Source organism: Bradyrhizobium sp. NBAIM18 (assembly GCF_020193825.1).
Taxonomy (GTDB): Bacteria; Pseudomonadota; Alphaproteobacteria; order Rhizobiales; family Xanthobacteraceae; genus Bradyrhizobium; species Bradyrhizobium yuanmingense.
Genome location: NZ_JADYVO010000023.1, coordinates 45,070 through 64,691, shown reverse-complemented (window position 1 = coordinate 64,691; position 19,622 = coordinate 45,070). Strand labels below are relative to the sequence as shown.

At 65.2% G+C, this 19,622-nt stretch carries 18 protein-coding genes; 6 read left to right on the top strand and 12 right to left on the bottom strand.

Translation table 11 applies throughout. The features are described 5' to 3' along the window. Positions 1-71: 71 nt before the first annotated feature. The 5 genes from I6F17_RS32315 to I6F17_RS32295 form a co-directional block, all read right to left on the bottom strand. Positions 72-1,055 carry a tripartite tricarboxylate transporter substrate binding protein gene (locus tag I6F17_RS32315; RefSeq protein WP_225130910.1) on the bottom strand — a complete coding sequence of 328 codons (984 nt, stop codon included), beginning with the start codon at positions 1,053-1,055 and terminating at the stop codon, positions 72-74. Positions 1,056-1,216: 161 nt separating this feature from the next. Then, positions 1,217-1,588: a hypothetical protein gene (locus tag I6F17_RS32310; protein WP_225130908.1), complete on the bottom strand. Its 372-nt coding sequence runs from the start codon at positions 1,586-1,588 to the stop codon at positions 1,217-1,219. Between the two features lie 28 nt (positions 1,589-1,616). Then, complete coding sequence (locus tag I6F17_RS32305) at positions 1,617-4,736, bottom strand: efflux RND transporter permease subunit (protein ID WP_225130905.1); 3,120 nt, start codon at positions 4,734-4,736, stop codon at positions 1,617-1,619. 6 nt (positions 4,737-4,742) lie between these two features. After that, on the bottom strand, positions 4,743-6,053 hold the full coding sequence (locus tag I6F17_RS32300) for an efflux RND transporter periplasmic adaptor subunit (protein WP_225130903.1): 1,311 nt from the start codon (positions 6,051-6,053) through the stop codon (positions 4,743-4,745). A gap of 432 nt (positions 6,054-6,485) precedes the next feature. Continuing rightward, on the bottom strand, positions 6,486-6,869 hold the full coding sequence (locus I6F17_RS32295; RefSeq protein WP_225130901.1) for a hypothetical protein: 384 nt from the start codon (positions 6,867-6,869) through the stop codon (positions 6,486-6,488). A gap of 259 nt (positions 6,870-7,128) precedes the next feature. Here I6F17_RS32295 and I6F17_RS32290 point away from each other — a divergent pair, with 259 nt between their 5' ends. Both I6F17_RS32290 and I6F17_RS32285 read left to right on the top strand, forming a co-directional pair. Continuing rightward, entirely contained in the window at positions 7,129-8,178 is a 1,050-nt protein-coding gene (locus I6F17_RS32290) for a hypothetical protein (protein ID WP_225130899.1), read from the top strand. 103 nt (positions 8,179-8,281) lie between these two features. Then, complete coding sequence (locus tag I6F17_RS32285) at positions 8,282-8,485, top strand: DUF2158 domain-containing protein (RefSeq protein ID WP_225130897.1); 204 nt, start codon at positions 8,282-8,284, stop codon at positions 8,483-8,485. A gap of 117 nt (positions 8,486-8,602) precedes the next feature. Here the strand turns inward: I6F17_RS32285 and I6F17_RS32280 are convergent, their stop codons facing one another. Then, positions 8,603-8,956: a cupin domain-containing protein gene (locus tag I6F17_RS32280; RefSeq protein WP_036024830.1), complete on the bottom strand. Its 354-nt coding sequence runs from the start codon at positions 8,954-8,956 to the stop codon at positions 8,603-8,605. 111 nt (positions 8,957-9,067) lie between these two features. Here I6F17_RS32280 and I6F17_RS32275 point away from each other — a divergent pair, with 111 nt between their 5' ends. Further along, positions 9,068-9,754 (top strand): glycosyltransferase family 29 protein, encoded by a 687-nt coding sequence (locus tag I6F17_RS32275; RefSeq protein ID WP_157785115.1) that lies wholly within the window; start codon positions 9,068-9,070, stop codon positions 9,752-9,754. 77 nt (positions 9,755-9,831) lie between these two features. Here the strand turns inward: I6F17_RS32275 and I6F17_RS32270 are convergent, their stop codons facing one another. The 6 genes from I6F17_RS32270 to I6F17_RS32245 all read right to left on the bottom strand — a co-directional run bounded on the left by I6F17_RS32270 (position 9,832) and on the right by I6F17_RS32245 (position 14,499). Continuing rightward, positions 9,832-10,662, bottom strand: coding sequence for an outer membrane beta-barrel protein (locus tag I6F17_RS32270; protein WP_050991748.1), 831 nt, complete (start codon positions 10,660-10,662; stop codon positions 9,832-9,834). Between the two features lie 257 nt (positions 10,663-10,919). Next, complete coding sequence (locus tag I6F17_RS32265; protein ID WP_036037120.1) at positions 10,920-11,690, bottom strand: sulfite exporter TauE/SafE family protein; 771 nt, start codon at positions 11,688-11,690, stop codon at positions 10,920-10,922. Next, positions 11,687-12,943: a CCA tRNA nucleotidyltransferase gene (locus I6F17_RS32260; RefSeq protein ID WP_225130894.1), complete on the bottom strand. Its 1,257-nt coding sequence runs from the start codon at positions 12,941-12,943 to the stop codon at positions 11,687-11,689. The genes I6F17_RS32265 and I6F17_RS32260 overlap by 4 nt, the downstream gene beginning before the upstream one ends. Before the next feature lie 10 nt (positions 12,944-12,953). Continuing rightward, the gene (locus I6F17_RS32255; RefSeq protein WP_036013774.1) at positions 12,954-13,217 is read right to left on the bottom strand and encodes a DUF6111 family protein; all 264 of its coding nucleotides are present in this window, start codon (positions 13,215-13,217) and stop codon (positions 12,954-12,956) included. After that, on the bottom strand, positions 13,214-13,885 hold the full coding sequence (locus tag I6F17_RS32250; protein WP_057026264.1) for a CoA pyrophosphatase: 672 nt from the start codon (positions 13,883-13,885) through the stop codon (positions 13,214-13,216). Before I6F17_RS32250 ends, I6F17_RS32255 begins: the two co-directional genes overlap by 4 nt. A gap of 2 nt (positions 13,886-13,887) precedes the next feature. Further along, complete coding sequence (locus I6F17_RS32245) at positions 13,888-14,499, bottom strand: DUF1285 domain-containing protein (RefSeq protein ID WP_225130892.1); 612 nt, start codon at positions 14,497-14,499, stop codon at positions 13,888-13,890. A gap of 268 nt (positions 14,500-14,767) precedes the next feature. Here I6F17_RS32245 and I6F17_RS32240 point away from each other — a divergent pair, with 268 nt between their 5' ends. The 3 genes from I6F17_RS32240 to I6F17_RS32230 are packed head-to-tail and all read left to right on the top strand — an operon-like array spanning position 14,768 to position 19,517. Further along, entirely contained in the window at positions 14,768-15,766 is a 999-nt protein-coding gene (locus I6F17_RS32240; protein ID WP_025038173.1) for a MoxR family ATPase, read from the top strand. Next, complete coding sequence (locus tag I6F17_RS32235) at positions 15,766-16,710, top strand: DUF58 domain-containing protein (RefSeq protein ID WP_225130890.1); 945 nt, start codon at positions 15,766-15,768, stop codon at positions 16,708-16,710. Before I6F17_RS32240 ends, I6F17_RS32235 begins: the two co-directional genes overlap by 1 nt. Beyond that, complete coding sequence (locus I6F17_RS32230; protein ID WP_225130888.1) at positions 16,707-19,517, top strand: DUF4159 domain-containing protein; 2,811 nt, start codon at positions 16,707-16,709, stop codon at positions 19,515-19,517. Before I6F17_RS32235 ends, I6F17_RS32230 begins: the two co-directional genes overlap by 4 nt. The last annotated feature ends 105 nt before the right edge of the window (positions 19,518-19,622 follow it).

Here is a 19,622-nt window from a genome sequence, read left to right as displayed (position 1 = left end):
AAACCGCTACGCACTTTTCCGGATCATGCTCTTGTCCCTCCCGCGAGAGGCTCGAGCACGCCCAAGGCAACCTATTCCACGGTGATATTGCCGGCCTCGATAACCCGCTTCCAGCGGGCCAACTCAGAGACCAGAAACTCCTGGAATTGCTCCGGGGTGTTGGCCACGATTTCGAGGCCGATATCCTCCATTCGTTTGCGTACGTCCGGTGCCTTCAGCGCCGCGACGATCTCGCCATGCAATTTTGCTTTCACGTCGGCAGGAAGCCCCTTCGGAGCAGCCGCCGCCTGCCACGAAAAGACGTCGACACCTTCAATACCAAGTTCCTTCAAGGTGGGCACTTCGGGCAAAAGAGGAGATCTGGCATCGCCGGTGATGGCGAGGACCTTGAGCTGCTTGGATTGAATTTGCCCGATCACGGCGTTGATGTTTTGAAACGATACGTTGACATGCCCCGCGAGGAGATCACTCACGGCAGGCGCCCCGCCGCGATACGGCACGTGGAGACCGGTCGTCCCAGTGCGCTGCCAGAACAGCGCCGCCGTGAGATGATCGGACGAACCCGCACCCGAGCTTGCAAAAGTGATCTTGCCGGGGGCCTTCTTCAGCTGGTCCACCAATTCGGCGACCGTGTTTGCCGGAAAGTTCAAGTTGGCGACCAGGACGTTCGGTGCGCGCACAGCGACCGTCAAAAGGTCGAAGTCCTTCAGGGGATCATACTTCAGATTGGGCTGAAGAAATGGATTTGTCGCATAGACACCGATCGAGCCGACGAGAATGGTGTATCCATCCGCTGCCGCCCGGGCCACCGCTGTTGCTCCAAGCGCGCCCGTTGCGCCGGAGCGGTTTTCGACGACCACCGGCTGCCCAAGCGTATCGGAGACCTTCTGTCCGATTGCGCGCGCGACCATGTCGGACGAGCCTCCCGCCGGGAATGGAACGATAAAGGTGATATTCCTTTCCGGCCAGGCCGCGTATGCCATCGAGGTCGCGGCAAGAAGCATGATGCCAGCCGCGCCAAATCGAATCTTCGATAAAAGAGTAGCATTGCCCATTGTCGATCCTCCGTTGCGACATTTTCTGAGGGCCTATTTTACGTGCTCGTGACATCCTGATTGATGCTCAGATTGTATTGATTGATCCACTATTTATCATCAGCGTTTGTCGCAGCGAAATCGCCGATGTACAAACCTGCCGAGGGGCGGCGCTTCGTCAATCATTGCGCAGCGTATCTCGCCGTCAGCGAATGACCGTGCAAGCTGCCGGAGAACACCACGATCGCCTTCGGCGACAGCTCGGCCTGCAGCTTTCCCGTCATCATGTTGGGATTGGCCGGCGCGAGCGGAACGGTGACCGTCTTGCCGCCATCCTGAATCGTCGCGCGTCCGCGCATATCCTTGGTCGACAGCGGCGATCCATCGTCGTCGCCAACGTAAAAGATGATGTCCGTCCCTTTGCTGACGAATTCGATCGGATGCCCTTGCGATTTGACGACGGGACCGCCGTTGCTGCCCTTGGTCTGTGCCGCGGCAACATCCAGCGTCGCGATCATCACAGCCATCATGGCAAGGCCCATATAGGTTCTCATTGCAGGCTCCTCGGTGGTTGTCCGCGCATCAATAGGCTTCCGCGGGGGTGAACGTTGCGGCGTGCCCGGCCACCAGCCGCTGCAGCGGCTGCTTGCCGAACATCAGAAACAGAATCGGGGTCACGATTGTGTCGAGGACCGTGGCGCTGAGCAGGCCGCCGAAGATCGTCACGGCCACCGGGTGCAGGATTTCCCGGCCCGGCTCGTCCGCGCCGATCAAGAGCGGCGTGAGCGCTAGTCCTGCGCAAAGCGCCGTCATCAGCACCGGACTGAGGCGCTCCATGCTGCCTCGAATGACCAGCCCGGCCCCGAAACGCTCGCCTTCGTGGATGGCGAGATTGATGTAGTGCGAGATCTTCAAGATCCCGTTGCGCGCCGAGATGCCGGCCAGCGTGATGAAGCCGATCATCGATGCCACCGACAAGGGCTGCCCGGAGATCTTCAGCGCGGCGACGCTGCCGATCAGGGCGAGCGGAATACCTCCCATGATGATCAGCGCCAGTGCGATCGACCGGTAGCGGCTGTAGAGGACGACGAAGATCATCGCCATCGAGGCCAGCGACAGAATGCCGATGCGCCAGGTCGCCTCCTGCTGGGCCTGGAACGCGCCTTCGAGGCTGGTCGTGTAGCCTTGCGGGAAATCGAGCTCGCGAACCGACCTCTGAATGTCGGCCGCGATATCGGCGATGTCGCGGCGTCCGTCCCCGTTGCCGTACACGACGATCCTGCGCTGGGTTCCCTCCCGCTGAATCTGGTTCGGCCCGTCTGTCTCGACGATGTCGGCTAAAGCGCTCAGCGGGACGAACTCCGAGCCGGTCGGGATGAGCAAATTGTGCAGTCCCGTCGTCGAACGGTCTTGCTCCGACAGGCGCATCACGACGTCGAAACGGCGATTGCCGTCGACGATCTGGGAGACCTTCCGGCCATTGGACAGCGCGTCGAGTGCCTGGGTGACCGCAGCCGGCGTCAGGCCGTGAAGCGCGGCGCGGGCATGGTCGATTTGAACCCGCACTTGCGGAATCAGCACCTGCTTCTCGACCTGGAGATCGACCAGACCCGGGATCGTCGATAGACGCTGGCGCACCGTTTCGGACAGCCGCCGCAACATCTCGATGTCCTGGCCGAAGATCTTGAGCACGATCTGGGCACGAATACCGGACTGGAGATGATCGAGGCGGTGGCTGATCGGCTGTCCGATGGCCACCGACGCCGGCAGCGCGGACAGGGCTTCCCGGATGCTCGCATAGATGTCCGCCTTCTGGCGCTTGGACGGTGTGAGATCGACATCGATCTCGCTGTAGTGCACGCCTTCGGCGTGTTCATCCAGCTCGGCGCGACCGGTGCGGCGTCCAACCGATTTCACCTCGGGCACCTTTGCGAGCAACTGCTCCGCCAATAGGCCAAGACGGTTGGATTCCGCGAGCGAAATGCCTGGATTGTACTGCAGCGACAGGACCAGCGTCCCCTCGTTGAAAGGAGGAAGAAAGCTGCGGGGCATCTGGCTCGCGGCATAGCCTGCCACCGCGACCGCAGCGGCGACGAAGACCAGCACCAAGCCCTGCCGCTCGAAGGCCCAGCCGAGCACCCGCCGATTGGCCTGCTTCAGCTTCGTGACGACAAAGCTCTCGCGGTCACCTGAATGAGCTCGTCCCGAAAGCAGATAATAGGACAGCACCGGCGTCACGGTGATCGAGGTCAGCAGCGAAGCGAGAATCGAGACCACATAGGCCACGCCAAGCGGCGTGAACAGCCGCCCTTCGATTCCCGGAAGGGCGAACAGCGGCACGAAGACGAGGACGATGATCATCGTTGCATAGACGATGCTGGAACGAACCTCCTGGCTCGCGCCGGAGATCACGTCGAGGACAGGGCGCGGGGTGCTCGACGCAGCGTTCTCCCGCAGGCGCCGCAGGATGTTTTCGACGTCCACGACGGCATCGTCGACCAGCTCGCCGATCGCGATGGCGAGGCCGCCCAGCGTCATGGTGTTGATCGTGAGGCCGAAGGCGCGAAACACCAGGACCGTCACCAGGATCGATATTGGAATGGCCGTCAGCGAGACGAACGCGGCGCGAGCGTTCATCAGGAAGACGAACAGGACTATTGCGACGACGATCGCGGCCTCGATCAGGACGCGCTCGACATTGCCGATCGAGGTCTCGATGAAGGTGGCCTGCCGGAACTGCACGTTGGTGACGCTGATGCCCCCGCGCATAGTGCGTTGCAGCTCCCGCATCGTTGATTCAACATTGCGCGTCAGTGCTACAGTATCCGCAGCCGGCTGCTTCATGACGCTGACGATGACGGCGGGCTTGCCGTTATATCCTGCGTCACCGCGCTTGGTCCGCGCGGCAAAATCCACCGAGGCAACCTGCTTCAGCAGGATCGGCTGCTCTCCGCGGTTGACGACGACGGTGTTGCGGAGGTCCTCGATACGCCTGGTGAGACCGACATTGCGGATCAGATATTCGCGGCCATGCTGGTCGACGAAGCCGCCGCCGCTGTTGGTGCCGAACCTTGCGACCGCCCGCTCGATCTGATCGTGGGTGACGCCGAGTGCCTGCATGGTGGCGACGTTCGGCGTCACGCGATATTGGCGGACCTCGCCGCCGATGGGTATCACCTGGGCGACGCCGGGAATCGCGAGGACTTGCGGCCGGACGACGAAGTCGGCGATCTCGCGCACCTCCATGGGTGAAGCCGTGCCATCGCTCGTCAGCGCGATCAGCATGATCTCGCCCATGATCGAGGTCACCGGGCCCATCTGGGGATTGACCGCGGACGGCAATTGCTCGCGGATCAGCGCCAGCCGCTCGGAGACGAATTGCCGGGCGCGGTAAACGTCGACGCCCCAGTCGAACTCGACATAGACGACCGACAGACCAACGCCCGAGACCGAGCGCACGCGAATGACGCCGGGCATGCCGTTCATCGACGTCTCGATCGGGAACGTCACCAGCTGTTCGACCTCCTGGGGCGCCAGTCCCTCTGCCTCGGTCAGGATGTTGACGGTCGGGCGGTTGATGTCAGGCAGGACGTCGACCGAAACGCTCGGCAGGACGAACAGGCCGTAGCCGACCAGGACGGCGGCGACCGCCAGCACGAACAGGCGATTGCTCAAGCTTGTCTGGACGATGAGCTTGAACATGGCCGGCTACCGGATCTGGTTGATGAGGTCGGTGCCGCGAACGACGACATGTTCGCCTTCGTTGATACCGGCGGCCACGATCACGCGGGCTGCGTCTACCGGCGCCACGCGAACCGGCCTCGGCTCGAAGCGCTCGGGCTCTGTGTGCAGCCAAACGATATTCTCACCGTTGCCGCTTCGAACGACGGCATTGCGCGGCACGACCAGGCCCGACACCGGCGCTCCGGTCTGGACCATCACATTCAACGGCTGACCGATGTTGAGACCTGCTGGTGGCTCCGGAATGGCGAACTGAACCACGGACGCATGCTGGCGCAGCGCCCGGCTCGTCCCGACGAAGCTCAGCGCAATCTGCTGCCCGTTCGGAGCCATTGCCGTTGCGGCTTCAGGCTGCTTCAAGCCGATTTCGTCATAGGCGAGCGCCTCGACCCAAAGACTGCTTGGGTCCGCGATCTGAAACAGGACGTCTTGGGGCTGTATGACCTGGCCCGGCGCGACCTTGGCTGCGGTGATGATGCCATCGGTCGATGCCCGCAGCTCCTCGAAGCCGGTGCGGGAATTGCGAACGGTCTCGCGGCGCGCCCGCAGACCCTCCAATTCGCTTTCGAGGTCGTTGACCTGCCCTTGCGGCACCGCGCCGCGTTCGGCCAGCGGCCGGAGACGCCGCAGCTTGTTGTCCGTGATCGCTATCAGCTGTTCGATCTCGCCGACCTTCTCGAGGATCGTCGTGCGGTCGGCGATTGGCAGATGCGGCTCGATCCGGATGAGCAGATCGCCCTTGCGGACGGATTGCCCGATGCGGGGGATGCCGTCATCGCCGGGAACCACGCGGCCGCCGTAGATGCTCTGTACGATGCTGCTGCGGTTGGGGTCGGCCATGACACGGCCGATCAGGGTGACGGCGGGATGAATCGTCTGCGGCTCGGCTGCAGCGGTTCGTACCTCGAGCAGACGCTGCGTCGGCTTGGCCGCGAAGACGGTGCCGTCTTGCAGACGGCGCGGGGCATCGCTCAGCGCGGGAACATCAGGCGGATTTGGTTGCGTTGCACTGGTCCGGCCCTCGCCGAACATGACGGAGGCGAGAATGACGAAAGCCCCCGCCAACACCGCGGCCGCCATGAAGCGGCCACGCCGCTTCCAATAGGCGAAGAGACCGCCGATGCCCAGAGCGGCGAGCACGGACGCGGCGATGGCGGTTCGGGTCGAGAGAAGCCAGCCGGGCTCGTGCTTCTGCTCTGCGGGCCGGGCCTCTGCACGCGGTGTGAACGAGTCGACCAGCAGATCATTTCCCCTGCTAGCGTTGATCGAGAAGATCACCTCGACCGATCCAGACGGCGTGCCGTTCGGAATCGGGGCGGTGTAGACGCCGTCCTCCTGGCTCGATGCCTCGATCGGGGCAGAATCGCCGATCGTGACCTGCAAGGCGACGTCCGAGACCGGCTCGTTCGTCGCGGCATCATCGATGAAGACGGACAGCCTGCCGTCTTTCAGGATGCCGACGACTTCGTAGAGCGCGGAGCGCGCGGCAATCCTCGGATAGGCTGAGGACACGACCGCCGTCTTTTCAGCGTCGCCGTGATCGTGCCCTTCATGGCCAAAGGCGCCCGACAAGCCAAAGACCAGGCTCACCAACCAGACACCGCCGGCCAGCCCGAGAGCTGCGAGCCGCCCTTTCGGGCAGCGCTGATTCATCAACATCGAAAGATCCTTCAGACATGCGAAAAGGCGGCGGCCGAAGCGCCGCCGGGACTACGCGATGCTGAAGGTACTTGGTGGCCGGACGAGTCCCTCGGGGCGCACCCCGACAATGGCCCGCGCGAGCGGCAGGTCCATGGTGCCGAGCACTTCGAAGACGCTGAGCAGGTGAACGACCTGCGTTGAGGCGATCGAGGTGCCAAACATGTCCCAGGCCACGCCGGGAGCGCCGTCCTCATCGTGATCCGGCCCGTCATGGACGTGGCCTTCCGCGTCGTCGCCGGCGTGGGAATGCACGTGGCCGGCCAATTGATCGTGGAAATGCAGGGAACCGCTGAGCGTGACGGACGGCATCGGAATGGCGCCAACAGCCGCCTGCGCCTGCGAGACCGAGATCAGGGCCGCCTGAAGCACAAACGCGGATATCGCCACGAACATGGCCGTTCTGGCGAGTTGACGAAGATGGTGGCGGACACCGTGCGGCACGCCGAAAAACTAGGCGATGCCGACCGCGAATTCAAGGCGACGTTCGCATCGCGTGGGAGGTGGTCCAGACCCCCTCCCCGTTCGATCGAGGAGCTGCCGCCGCCCGATATCCGGCAGCCCGCCTGCCTTACTTGAAGTGAAATGCTTCACAAGCCGCAATCCGGGATTGCGGTAGCCTCGTGCCATGGGGCGTGGTGAGTTGGAGGCGACAATGGAGCAGGACCTTCCGAAGCAGGCAGCGCGCACGCGATCCCCGGCGAAGGCGGCGGGCATCTGGCAAAGAATTCAATCCTGGGACAGCCGCCTCTCGGTCACCAAGGGACTGACGGCCGTGACCCTGCTGACCGGCTTCCTGGGCGGATATTTCCAGTACCTGAATTCCTATGAACAGAAGGTCGGCGAGCAGGCCAAGGCGGACATGCAGAAGGCGACCGACACCTTCCTCGAGATCTCGGACGCCTTCGCCGACGTGCAGATCCAGCAGGAGACCATGCTGCGCGAGCAGTTCGGCTCGCTGAAGGCGCAGGCAAGCCCTGCTTTCATTCCGGTGGACTCCAAGACATTCGGCTCGTTCTCGGACTATTGGAAGGCGCGCACGTCGCTGCGGCGGAACGGCGCCATCTTTGCGCGCAAGGCGGAGATCTACATCGACTGGCCCAGCGACCTCGGGCGCGACCCGGCCGCAGAGCACACGCTCGACCAGGATCCCCTGACGGCAACGCTGCTCACCAAGTACAATTTCGATTGCGATTCCGACGCCAACCTTCCGCAGTTCAAGGGTGCGATCTTCAATGGCGCCGATCCGGGACGCCCCAGCGACGAATTGTGCAACGACCCGACGGCCAATGGGCTCAAATCCTACGTCAACCTCTGTGCCAGGCGGGCGGACGGCGAGATCGATGCGTTGCAGAAGGTCGTGACCATCAACTGGTGGAGCGCCAAGCACCACGTCCTGGTGATGCACCATTGCTTCGAGGTGCTCCGCGGCGGACCGAATGCGTTGCAAGCTCCGGCCTCCGGCAACGACGTGCCGAACGATGGCAAGCTCGACAAACCACGCGACAGCAATGAGCACAGGCTGCAGCTTCAGGCCCGCAGGCTGGACGCGTTCATGACGCTGACCATGGCGCAGCTGGATCGCATCAGGGTGCGATACCGCCCCACCGGCTTCTTCTGCCATGTTCCGCTCGCGCGCGATGCCATCGGCTATTTCAGCAACCAGTGCCTGCCGAACCAGCCGGTCACGAGCGAGCGCAGCTGAGCCGTACCGCGGAGACACCTTCCGGCACCGGCAGCCGGCGTGATCGGCCTGTCATGACGGCCTGTTAGCGTCGGCCCCGTCGATCAACCCGAAAGGACAATCCATGGATCTGAAGGCCGGCGATGTCGTGATGCTGAAATCCGGCGGTCAGCCGCTGACCGTCGCGGAGGTGAAGGAGAACGAGGCGCTGTGCCTGTGGATGGGCATGGAAGGCGACCTGTTCCGCGAGACGCTGCCGCTCGCGGTGCTCGTGCAGGTGGAAGAAGACGACGAGGACGAAGAAGACGAGGATGATGACGAAGAGTAGGTCCTTCTGTGTTCTCGTGAGAGCCGAGCTCGGAGCCGGCGCGCCGCCAACGGCTCGACGGCGAGGACGCTGTGCGTCGACGGCCTCACCGCGGCACCGATGGCGGGCGCGGGTCGATCAGACGAGGATACGAGGCGCCGCCGTAGCTTTGTCTCCCGAATTCGGTGTCCCCGTCGGTTCGATCAAGAGGATGTGCACTTCCCCACGTGCGACCGGCCGGTGCTCAACGCCCTTCGGCACGACAAAAACCTCGCCGGGGTTGAGGGTGACCGTGCGGTCCCGCAGCTCGATGTCGAGCGTCCCGCTGAGCACGAGAAAGAAGTCGTCCGTGTCCTCGTGCTTGTGCCAATGAAACGGCCCCTCAAGCTTGGCCACCATGATGTCGTTGTCGTTATAGGTCGCCACCGTGCGCGGGGAGAAGCGATCGGTAAACGTTGCGAGCTTCTCGGCGAGATTTGCGGGTGCTTTCATCGCGTTTCCTCAAAGTGAAGACTTCCAGCCCATATGGTGACGGGTTACGCTCCTGGAAGGGATAGCGCGACCTGCTTTGGGAGCTTCATAAGACGCCTTCGAGGGAGTACCATGAGGATCGCAATTGTCGGAAATAGCGGTGGTCCGCTCAAGATGAAGCTTGGGCCATTGATTGACAGGTGCGATCGAGTCGTTCGTATCAACGAGTTCCGAACCAGTGGTTATGAGGAATCGGTCGGCTCGCGACTCGATATTCACATGGTCAATAGTTGGACCAGGATTGCCGCAGGGGACGACGAACGGCGAGCCGGCCAGTGTCTGTGGTTCGCCTTTCCAGATCCCATGTCATGGACGAGGATGCCGACGGCGTACGAAGGCTTCGAGCTGGAATACCTCACGAGGTGGCATCTCGATCTTCTTCCGGAGGAGGCGTGTCCTGAAATCCATGCTCGTGCACTGGAAGCGGTCGTTTCGTGTCCCGTGCAGTACTTCAGCCAGTCATTGATGATCGATCTGGTGCGCGCGATGGAGTTTGAACGCGCGGGGATCATGATTGGCAAAGACGGCAAAGTCGTACAACCAACGACGGGTCTGAAGGCCCTGTCGCTCGCACGCCATCTTTACCCAAATGCGGAGCTGCTTGCTTTGGGTTTTGATGGCTTTCAGTCAAGTACCTATTATTGGGATCCGCAGCGAGCCGACCAGTACGATAACCACGCGTACGCTCGGGAGGTCGAGTATTTCAGTCAGCTCGTGCAGCGCGGGGCGATAACGAGACTTGATGGTCGCGCGCCCTGACGGGCTGCTGCATGCGCTGTCAAGGACAATGGGTTTCGCAAGGGCTCGACCCATCCTGCGAGCTGATGTCGGTCGGATCAGAACCGATAGTTGATGCCGCCCTTGGCTGTATGAAGCTGAACCTCGGTGTCCGTGAAGGACGCGCCGGGGAAGGCAAGAGCATTGCCGTTCGACTTGCCGAGATTGATGTAGATGTACTCGGCCTTGAAGGTCCAGCGCGGGTCGAAGGCCCATTCAAAGCCGCCGCCAACGGAGAAGCCGACCTGGACGTCGGACGATGACGCGCTGCGCGTCAGGGCCGGGAAGAAGCCGTTGAAATTGGCGATGTTCGGCGTGGCGAGGTCGGAAGTGGAGATGCTGTTCTTGACGTGGCCCCAGGCGAAGCCGCCGGTGCCGTAGATCAAGAGATTGTTCGCCGCGTAGCCGATACGTCCGCGGACCGTGCCGAAGACGTCGATCTCCTGCTTGAGGTTGAACACGCCGGTGAACGCGCCATTGTCGCCACCGATCGTGCCGGTGACGCTGAAGGGGCGGCTCGCCGTCTCCTTGATGGCTGCGCCGCTGACATCCGCTTCCAGGCCATACACAAACGTGCCGGACTGCCAGTTATAGCCGATCTGGCCGCCGCCAAACCCGCCCTTGGGGCTCACATCCAGGGTGAACGGCCCGGTGCCACCCGTGACGACATAGCCGGGGACCGTCCCGGTTGCGAGCGCGCCCGGATCGAAGGTCGCGGTCGGATCGCTCCAGCCATAACCGCCATGCACGCCGGCATAAAAGCCGGTCCAGCTGAATGCCACCGGCACGGGCGGCGCCTTGGTGTAAGCCCTGCCGAGATCGGCCGCGGAGGCGGCGTGGGAGAGACAGAGAGCCGAGACCAGGAGAGTACCGGAGACGATGGATTTCATGACTTCCCTCGAACGCTGTGCGCGTGACAAGGCGGCGCCTTGCCGCGTGAGCACTCGTCAAACCGCCGATGACCGGCCGTTCGCTTTGAGCCGAGTTATAGAGGTGATCGTGCATTGCCGCTGTAGCAGCGGCAACACAGCGTAGAGCTGTCAAATAGCGGTTATGCGCGCGAAGTTCGCCTGACGCGACGCAGCCGAGATTATCGCGACGTCAGATGCTCCCAAGACGCCAAGAACGCCATTTCAGCCGGCGTCGTCTAGGCCATCAGCTGCCGCGCCGCCGCCGCGATCATCACCAGCCCGCCGGTGATCACGGCGGCATCGAGGATCGCCGTGTGAATCTGCACCGGCATCCGTTCGACGAAAGCCCTGGCCAGGAACGCGCCGGGCACGGCCATGCCGCCGATCAGCAGCGCCAAGGCGAGCACCTGCGCGGTGACGGCGCCGGCGAGGCCGAACACCGAGATCTTGATCAGGCCGGTACCGAGCGAGATCATCGCGTCGGTCGCAATCACGGCGGCGCCTTCGAGCCCTGAGGCCATCAGCAGCGAGAGCAGGATCACACCGGAGCCCGATGTGCCGCCCACCAGGACGCCGTAGCCGACCGAGCCGGCGGCAAGGCCCGCATCGCCGATCCTGACATCGCGGCGGCGGAGCATGCGGCGCAGCGGCACGCTCAGGATCAGCATGGTGCCGATCACGAGCGCGGCGCCGGCATTGGTGAGGCGGGTGTAGCCATAGGCGCCGAGGGCGGTGGTCAGCGCGGCGCAGGCCAGCACGATCAGCACGCGGCGGCGGTCGGCATGGCGGACATAGGCAAGCGCGCGGCTCGCGTTGGTCAGCATCGCGGAGATCGCGATGATCGGCACGACGGGCTCGGCCCCGACCAGCGGCACCAGCACCAGGGGCATCAGGGCCCCGGTGCCGTAGCCGGCGAGACCGCCGATGATCGATGCAAACAACGCCATCGCTGCGATCAGCAGAAGCTGCAGAAGCGAGATATCGGCGAAGCCTGAGACGATGGTCAATCTTTCTGGCCGCCTCTGATGCGGGCCACGGCTTGATCGGCAAGCGCGGCGAGCGCGGCTTCTTCCAGCGGGAAATCCGCCGCGAGCCAAGCGTCTTCGGCGAGCGCCAACACATGGCCGAGCGCAGGTCCTTCGGCGAGACCGCGAGCGATGAAATCGGCTGCCTTCAGCGGAAATTTCGGCGCGGTCCAGCGCTGCGGCAGCTCGGCGAGCGCGCGCCAGCGCGGCGAATGCACGTCAGCGGCGGCGCGTGCCCAGCCAAGCAATACGCGGTCTTGATAGCTCTCGGGCCCGAGCCGGTACAGCAAGCGCCGTGCATTGGCTTCGTCCTTGGTGGCGAGGCGCCACCAGCGGTGCCCCATCGAATCCAGCGCCTTGGCCTCGGCATTGGAGAGCCGCAGGCGCACGGCGAGGCGCTTGGCGTCTTCGGTGACGGCGACCGAGAGCGCGGCCAGGCGCCGCGTGCTGCTGGGGCTGAGGCCGAGCTCGCGCTCGATTGCGATCATCGTGTCCAGGGGACCCGTATAGACGACGCCGCCGGTCAACGCCTGCAGCAATCCGCCCTCGGCCATGGCTCGCACGGCCGCAGCCGCACCACCGGCGACCAGCAGCTTGAGCATCTCCATACGCACCCGCTCGGCCGACAGGCTGGCCAGGCCCGCGCGTCCGCGGATGCAGGCGAGATAGCCGTCCGGGTCGGGCTCGCCGGCACCGAAGGCGGCGTGGATGCGGAAGAAGCGCAGGATGCGTAAGTAATCCTCGGCGATGCGCTGGTCGGGATCGCCGATGAAGCGCACGCGCCGCGCTTTGGCGTCGTTGATGCCGCCGACATAATCGTAGACGACGCCGCGCGCATCGACCGACAGGCCGTTCATGGTGAAGTCGCGCCGCTCGGCATCCTTCACCCAGTCGCGGCCGAACGCGACCTTCGCCTTGCGGCCGAAGGTTTCGGTATCCTCGCGCAGCGTCGTGACTTCATAGGGGTGGGCATCGATCACCAGCGTAACGGTGCCGTGGTCGATGCCGGTCGGCACGCTCTTGATGCCGGCAGCCTTGGCACGCCGTATCACCTCGTCGGGCAGCGCCGTGGTTGCGATGTCGATGTCACCCGGCGCAAGACCGAGCAGCGCGTTGCGCACGGCGCCGCCGACCACCCGCGCCTCCTCGCCATCGGTGCCGAGCAGCGCCAGGACGCGCGCGGTGCCGCCTGCGGTCAGCCAGGGCGCATCGGCGAGTAAAGGCTCCGCGCTCATGGACCCGCCCCTACTTTTCCGTGCCCGGCACGAGCTTGCCGTCCTCGATATGGGCGGGGACGTAGGTCGAATCCGGCGGCGCGCCGGAGAACTCCGCCAAGCCGATGAGGCCGGCGATGACCAGCACGATCGCCACCAGCGCAAGACGCGCGACGATCGCGACCGGCCATGAGGAGCGTGCGAACACACCGGACCGCGTCGCTGCCAGGAACAGCGCATAGACGGCAAAGGGGATGAGGAAGATTCCGATCTCGGTCAGAACCGTCCGGATCATGACGAATAGATCCGCTCATACAGCACACGCAGCATGCCCGCCGTCGCCCCCCAGATGTAGCGTTCCGCAAACGGCATCGCGTAGTAGGACCGCGGCGTGCCGCGGAATTCCTTGCTGTGCACCTGGTGGTTCACCGGATTCATCAGGAAGGATAGCGGCACCTCGAAGGCATCATCAACCTCGGAATGGTTGATGCTGAGCGAAAAGCCGGGCCTGACCCTGGCAACCGTCGGCAGGATGCGGAAGCCGAAGGCGGTGCCGTAGAGATCGAGATAGCCGAGCGGCTCGACGAAGTCGCGTGCCAGCCCGACCTCTTCCTCGGCCTCGCGCAGCGCCGCGTCGAGCGGCGAGGCATCGATCGCGTCGATCTTGCCACCGGGAAAGGCGATCTGGCCGGCATGGTCGTTGAGATGCGCCGAGCGCTGCGTCAGCAGGATGGTGGGCTCGGGATGGTCGACCACCGCGATCAGGACCGCTGCGGGACGCACCGGCTGCTCGCGCGCGATGATCTCGAGCATCTTGTCGGTGCCGGGATCGCCCGAGGCGGGGATGATGTTGGGATCATAGAGGCCGGGCGGCACGTCGAAGCCGAGCCGCGCCTTGGAGCGGGCGAAGAAATCCGCAGCGCCAAGCGCGACCGGCTCGTTCGTCAGGATAGGGTTGTTCAAATTCAAAGCGCCGCCCTCACCTGCTCCGCATCGGCCATGGCGAAGAACTCGCCGGCCGACTCGACACCGAACATCGGCTGGCCATCGACCATCCGCTCCTCGCCCATGTCAACCAGATCGTAATAGAGCGCGCGCGTCACCTTGGCCCAGAGGTCGGCACGGACGTGCAGATAGGGCGTCAGCCCGCCATCCTCCGCCTGCTCGAAACGCAGCCGGTGCGCCGCGTCGCAGGTGACCCAGTCGTCGACATTGGTGCGGAAGTGCAGCACGCGATGGCTGCCCTCGCTGTCCTTCTGCATCTCGACCGCCATGAAGGGCGCGTCGTCGACGCGGATGCCCACTTTCTCCACTGGCGTGACCAGGAAGTGCTTGTCGCCCTCGCGCTTGAGGATGGTCGAGAACAGCCGCACCAAGGCAGGGCGCCCGATTGGCGTCCCCAAATAGAACCAAGTACCATCCGAGGCGATTCGGATGTCGAGATCGCCGCAAAACGGCGGATTCCACAGATGCACCGGAGGCAGGCCCTTCTTGGCGCCTTCGGCATTAGCAGCGCTTTTGGCGGCGGCAGTCAGTCCCTCGAGACCCCGATCGGCGCTCTGCCCTTGGTTCGCCATGGTTTGCCCTGACTTTGTGATTGGCACGATTGGTGCAGGTCTACGTTGTACTTAGGTGCGCGGTTCCATCCGGAATAGCCCGGTGTGGAGGTCGCCACTTCGTGATGCCGTACATACCCCGAAGCCGATAAGGTGGGGATAGGTTAATTCAACGAATACATGGCTTTCCTGCAAGTCTAGCATGGGGCCCATGATCTGGCGTGATGACCTGACGTGACAGGCTGACGATGCAAGCAAGCCGCGTTGCACAGGCTGAAGGAGCAAGCGAATGGCGGAGAGTGTCGAGAAACTCGAGGACGGGATCGTCCGTTCGGCCGAGCAGGTGTCGAGCCAGGTTCGCGCGGCCAAGGACGCGATCGCCTCGGTCATCTTCGGCCAGGATCGCGTGATCGAGAACACGCTGGTCACCATCCTCTCCGGCGGCCATGCGCTATTGATCGGCGTGCCGGGCCTTGCCAAGACCAAGCTGGTCGAGACGCTCGGCGTCACGCTCGGTCTCGATGCCAAGCGCATCCAGTTCACGCCCGATTTGATGCCCTCCGACATTCTCGGCGCCGAAGTGCTGGACGAGAGCACCGCGGGAAGGCGCGCCTTCCGCTTCATTGCCGGTCCCGTGTTCGCGCAGCTCCTGATGGCCGACGAGATCAACCGCGCCTCACCGCGCACGCAATCGGCGTTGCTGCAGGCGATGCAGGAGCAGCACATCACCGTCGCCGGTGCGCGTCACGATCTGCCGAAACCCTTCCACGTGCTCGCCACGCAAAACCCGCTGGAGCAGGAAGGCACCTATCCGCTGCCGGAAGCGCAGCTCGACCGCTTCCTGATGGAGATCGACGTCGACTATCCCGATCGCGATGCCGAGCGCCGCATCCTGTTCGAGACCACGGGCGCGGAGGAGACGCTGGCCAAGGGCGCGATGACGCCCGATGCGCTGATCACCGCGCAGCGCCTGATCCGGCGCCTGCCGGTCGGCGATTCCGTGGTGGAAGCAATTCTCTCGCTGGTGCGCTCGGCCCGCCCGGGTCCGGACGCCGGCGAAGCCGGCAAGTTCATCGCCTGGGGCCCCGGCCCGCGCGCCAGCCAATCGCTGATGCTGGCGGTGCGCGCGCGTGCGCTGATCGACGGCCGCCTGGCGCCCTCGATCGACGACGTGCTCGACCTTGCCGAGCCCGTGCTGAAGCACCGCATGGCGCTGACGTTCCAGGCGCGCGCCGAAGGCCGCACGATTCCGGACGTGATCCGGCAATTGAAGACACGGATCGGTTGATGGCAGCGGAGAACGGGCGGGCAGCGAAGGAGATCCTGGCGATCCGACGTGCCGATGGCGAAAGCCGCACGCTCGCCGCTTCGTTGCCGCGCCTGGTGCTCGAGGCCCGCCGCATCGCCGCCAACGTCATCCACGGCCTGCATGGACGGCGCCGCGCCGGCTCGGGCGAAAACTTCTGGCAGTACCGCCGCTTCGTCTCGGGCGAACCGTCGCAGAACGTCGACTGGCGCCGCTCGGCGCGCGACGACCATCTCTACGTGCGCGAGCTGGAATGGGAAGCCTCGCACACGGTCTGGATCTGGCCGGACCGCTCGCCCTCGATGGCGTTCGCCTCGAAGACGGCGCGCGAGTCCAAGCTCGAGCGGACGCTGATCGTCGCCTTCGCGCTGGCCGAGCTGCTCGTCGCCGGCGGCGAGCGCGTCGGCATTCCCGGGCTGATGGCGCCGACCGCAAGCCGCAGCATCATCGACAGGATGGCGCAGGCGATGCTGCATGACGATGCCGACCGCCTCAGCCTGCCGCCATCCTTCGTTCCGGCCGCGTTGGCCGAGATCATCGTGCTGTCGGATTTCTGGTCTCCGATCGCCGAGATCAGGACGACGCTCGCCGGGCTGTCCAGCTCCGGCGCGCACGGCACGATGGTGCAGGTGGTCGATCCCGCCGAGGAATCGTTCCCCTATTCCGGCCGCGTCGAGTTCGTCGAGCCGGAAGGCTTTGGCGTGATCACCGCCGGCCGCGCCGAGAGCTGGGCGCAGGATTACACCGCGCGGCTCGCGCTGCACCGCGACCAGATCCGCGCCGAGACCAACAAGCTCGACTGGCTGTTCACGACCCACGCGACCGACCGCTCCGCCGCCGAACTCTTGCTGTTCCTGCATGCCGGCATGCAGGTGAGCAAGTCCGGCGCCCGCACCACGACGATCAAGGCGGGGCCGGCCGCATGATGGGATTGCCGCTCGCCTTCACGCAACCGCTGCTCCTGATCGGCCTCCTCAGCCTGCCCGTGCTGTGGTGGCTCCTGCGCGTGATGCCGCCGCGGCCGCGGCGCATCGAGTTTCCGCCGACGCGGCTGTTGTTCGACATCACGCCGCGCGAAGAGACGCCCTCACGGACGCCGTGGTGGCTGACCGCGCTTCGCCTGCTCGCCGCCGCGCTGGTGATCTTCGCCGCCGCCGGCCCGATCTGGAATCCGCAAACGGGCATCGCCGGCAGCAAGGCGCCGCTGATGATCATGTTCGACGACGGCTGGAGCGCTGCATCGCACTGGGACGTCAGGATCAGGACCGCCGACGAGCTTATCGCCAATGCCGACAATGACGGCCGCGGCATCGCGCTGGTGCCGCTGTCCGAGCCGAACCGCGACATCACCCTGATGCCGGCGGGTGCGGCGCGCGTCGCGCTGCGGCAGCTGGCGCCAAAGCCCTATTCGATTGATCGCGTCGAGACGCTGGCCGCGGTCGACCGTTTCCTCAAGGTCACCGGCGACTGCGAGATCGCCTGGCTCTCGGACGGCGTCGACACCGGCCGCGGCGAGGACTTCGTGGCCGGCCTCGGCAAGACCATCGGCGACCGCAGCCTGACCGTGTTCCAAGGCGGCACCTCCTCGCCGCTGGCCCTGGTCGCCGCCGAGAACGCCGCGGCGAAGATGACGGTGAAGGTGCTGCGCACCGACGGCGGGATCGCGGTCGGCACCGTGCGCGCGCTGGACCAGAAGGCCTCGCCGATCGGCGAAGCGCGCTATTCGTTCGGTCCGCAGGACAAGGAAACCGAGGCGGCGTTCGACCTGCCGGTCGAGCTGCGCAACGACATCACGCGACTGGAAATCTCCGGCGAGCGCTCCGCCGGCGCGGTGCAGCTGCTCGACAAGCGCTGGCGCCGCCGCGCCATCGGCGTCGTCTCGGGCGCGACCAGCGAGACCGCGCAGCCGCTGCTGGCCCCGACCTTCTATCTCACCCGCGCGCTGGCGCCGTTCGCCGACGTCAGGCTCGCCGACAAGGGCTCGCCGCAGCAGGGCATCACGCAGTTTCTGGACCAGAAGCTGCCGATGATCATCCTCGCCGATGTCGGCACCATCGCGCCCGAGCTGCGCGAGCGCCTCAATGCCTGGGTCGACCAGGGCGGCGTGCTGGTGCGGTTCGCCGGGCCCCGGCTCGCACAGGCGGAGGACGACCTCGTGCCGGTCAAGCTGCGCAAGGGCGGCCGCACGCTCGGCGGCAGCCTGACCTGGGAGAAGCCGCAGCGTCTGGCCTCCTTCGCCGTCGACGGCCCGTTCGCCGGCGTCGCGGTCCCCAAGGACGTCACCGTGAGCCGCCAGGTGCTGGCCGAGCCCGACGCCGTGCTCGCCACCAAGAGCTGGGCCTCGCTGGAAGACGGCACGCCACTCGTCACCGGCGAACATCGCGGCAAGGGCCTCGTCAGCCTGTTCCACGTCAGCGCCGACATGCGCTGGTCTGACTTACCGATGTCGGGCACCTTCGTCGAAATGTTGCGGCGGGTGGTCGACATGTCCGGCTACACCGCAAAGCCCGGCGCCGGCGTTGCCGGCGAAGCAACCACTGAGACCGTGGCGCCGCTGCACATCCTCGACGGATTTGGCGCGTTCGGTCCGCCGCCCGCGACGGCCAAGCCGCTTCCTGCCGATTATCGCGACCGCGCCACATCAGATCATCCGCCCGGCTTCTACGGTCCGGCAGAAGGACCGCTCGCCGTGAACACGCTTGCCAGCGCCGACCGCATCGCCGCCCTGAACACCGCGAGCCTGCGCGCCCGGCACGCCACCTACACCAATGCCGAGCCGCGCGACTTGCGCGGCTGGCTGCTGTCGACGGCGCTCGCGCTGTTCCTGATCGACGCCATCATCATCGCGGTGCTCGGCGGCGGCATTGCCGCGCTGCTGCGCCGCCGCGCCGCGCCCGCGATGATCGTGCTGGCCCTGCTCGCCGGATTCGCGGCGCTCTCGCCGGCGCCGTCGCGCGCCGACGGCGTCACGGACGAGTTCGCGATGAAGTCGGTGTCGCAGACCCGCCTCGCCTATGTCGTCACGGGCAATGCCGACGTCGATTCCATCGTCAAGGCGGGAATGAATGGGCTGACGCTGTTCCTGGCCCAGCGCACGGCGCTCGAGGCCGGCGATCCCGTCGGCGTCGATCCCGCGCGCGACGAGCTCGCCTTCTTCCCGCTGATCTACTGGCCGATCGTGCCGGGCGCGCCGAAGCCGCCGCAGGACGCCATCAACAAGATCGACGCCTACATGAAGCAGGGCGGCACCGTGCTGTTCGACACCCGCGACGCGATCGAGGCGCCGCCCGGCGCCAACGGCGCGGCGCAGACGCCGGCGATGCAGACGCTGCGCGAGATCCTGTCCTCGCTCGACGTGCCCGAGCTCGAGCCGGTGCCGCGCGAGCATGTGCTGACCAAGACCTTCTATCTGCTGCGCGACTTCCCCGGCCGCTTCACCGCCGGCCAGACCTGGGTCGAGACCTTGCCGCGCGAAGACGACGATGAGAGCGCGCAGCGGCCGGCGCGCGGCGGCGACGGCGTCTCGCCGATCATCATCACCTCGAACGACCTGGCCGGCGCCTGGGCGGTGCGGCCCGACGGACAGGCCATGCTGCCGGTGACCGGCGGCGACCCCCGCCAGCGCGAATTCGCCTACCGCGCCGGCGCCAACATCGTGATGTACACGCTGACCGGCAACTACAAGGCCGACCAGGTGCACGCTCCGGCGCTGATCGAACGGCTGGGGCAATGATGCGGGTGGTGAAATTGAACATCCCCCCAATGGAAGCCGTCATGCCCGGCCTTGTGCCGGGCATCCACGTTCTTCGTGCCGCACGGCAAGTCGTGGATGGCCGGG

Bases quoted from the DNA above. Each gene is read 5' to 3' on its own strand.
- I6F17_RS32295 (WP_225130901.1), bottom strand. From the start codon at position 6,869: ATGTTCGTGGCGATATCCGCGTTTGTGCTTCAGGCGGCCCTGATCTCG.
- I6F17_RS32290 (WP_225130899.1), top strand. From the start codon at position 7,129: ATGGAGCAGGACCTTCCGAAGCAGGCAGCGCGCACGCGATCCCCGGCG.
- I6F17_RS32270 (WP_050991748.1), bottom strand. From the start codon at position 10,662: ATGAAATCCATCGTCTCCGGTACTCTCCTGGTCTCGGCTCTCTGTCTC.
- I6F17_RS32285 (WP_225130897.1), top strand. From the start codon at position 8,282: ATGGATCTGAAGGCCGGCGATGTCGTGATGCTGAAATCCGGCGGTCAG.
- I6F17_RS32280 (WP_036024830.1), bottom strand. From the start codon at position 8,956: ATGAAAGCACCCGCAAATCTCGCCGAGAAGCTCGCAACGTTTACCGAT.
- I6F17_RS32245 (WP_225130892.1), bottom strand. From the start codon at position 14,499: ATGGCGAACCAAGGGCAGAGCGCCGATCGGGGTCTCGAGGGACTGACT.
- I6F17_RS32235 (WP_225130890.1), top strand. From the start codon at position 15,766: ATGGCAGCGGAGAACGGGCGGGCAGCGAAGGAGATCCTGGCGATCCGA.
- I6F17_RS32260 (WP_225130894.1), bottom strand. From the start codon at position 12,943: ATGAGCGCGGAGCCTTTACTCGCCGATGCGCCCTGGCTGACCGCAGGC.
- I6F17_RS32255 (WP_036013774.1), bottom strand. From the start codon at position 13,217: ATGATCCGGACGGTTCTGACCGAGATCGGAATCTTCCTCATCCCCTTT.
- I6F17_RS32315 (WP_225130910.1), bottom strand. From the start codon at position 1,055: ATGGGCAATGCTACTCTTTTATCGAAGATTCGATTTGGCGCGGCTGGC.
- I6F17_RS32240 (WP_025038173.1), top strand. From the start codon at position 14,768: ATGGCGGAGAGTGTCGAGAAACTCGAGGACGGGATCGTCCGTTCGGCC.
- I6F17_RS32310 (WP_225130908.1), bottom strand. From the start codon at position 1,588: ATGAGAACCTATATGGGCCTTGCCATGATGGCTGTGATGATCGCGACG.
- I6F17_RS32275 (WP_157785115.1), top strand. From the start codon at position 9,068: ATGAGGATCGCAATTGTCGGAAATAGCGGTGGTCCGCTCAAGATGAAG.
- I6F17_RS32230 (WP_225130888.1), top strand. From the start codon at position 16,707: ATGATGGGATTGCCGCTCGCCTTCACGCAACCGCTGCTCCTGATCGGC.
- I6F17_RS32305 (WP_225130905.1), bottom strand. From the start codon at position 4,736: ATGTTCAAGCTCATCGTCCAGACAAGCTTGAGCAATCGCCTGTTCGTG.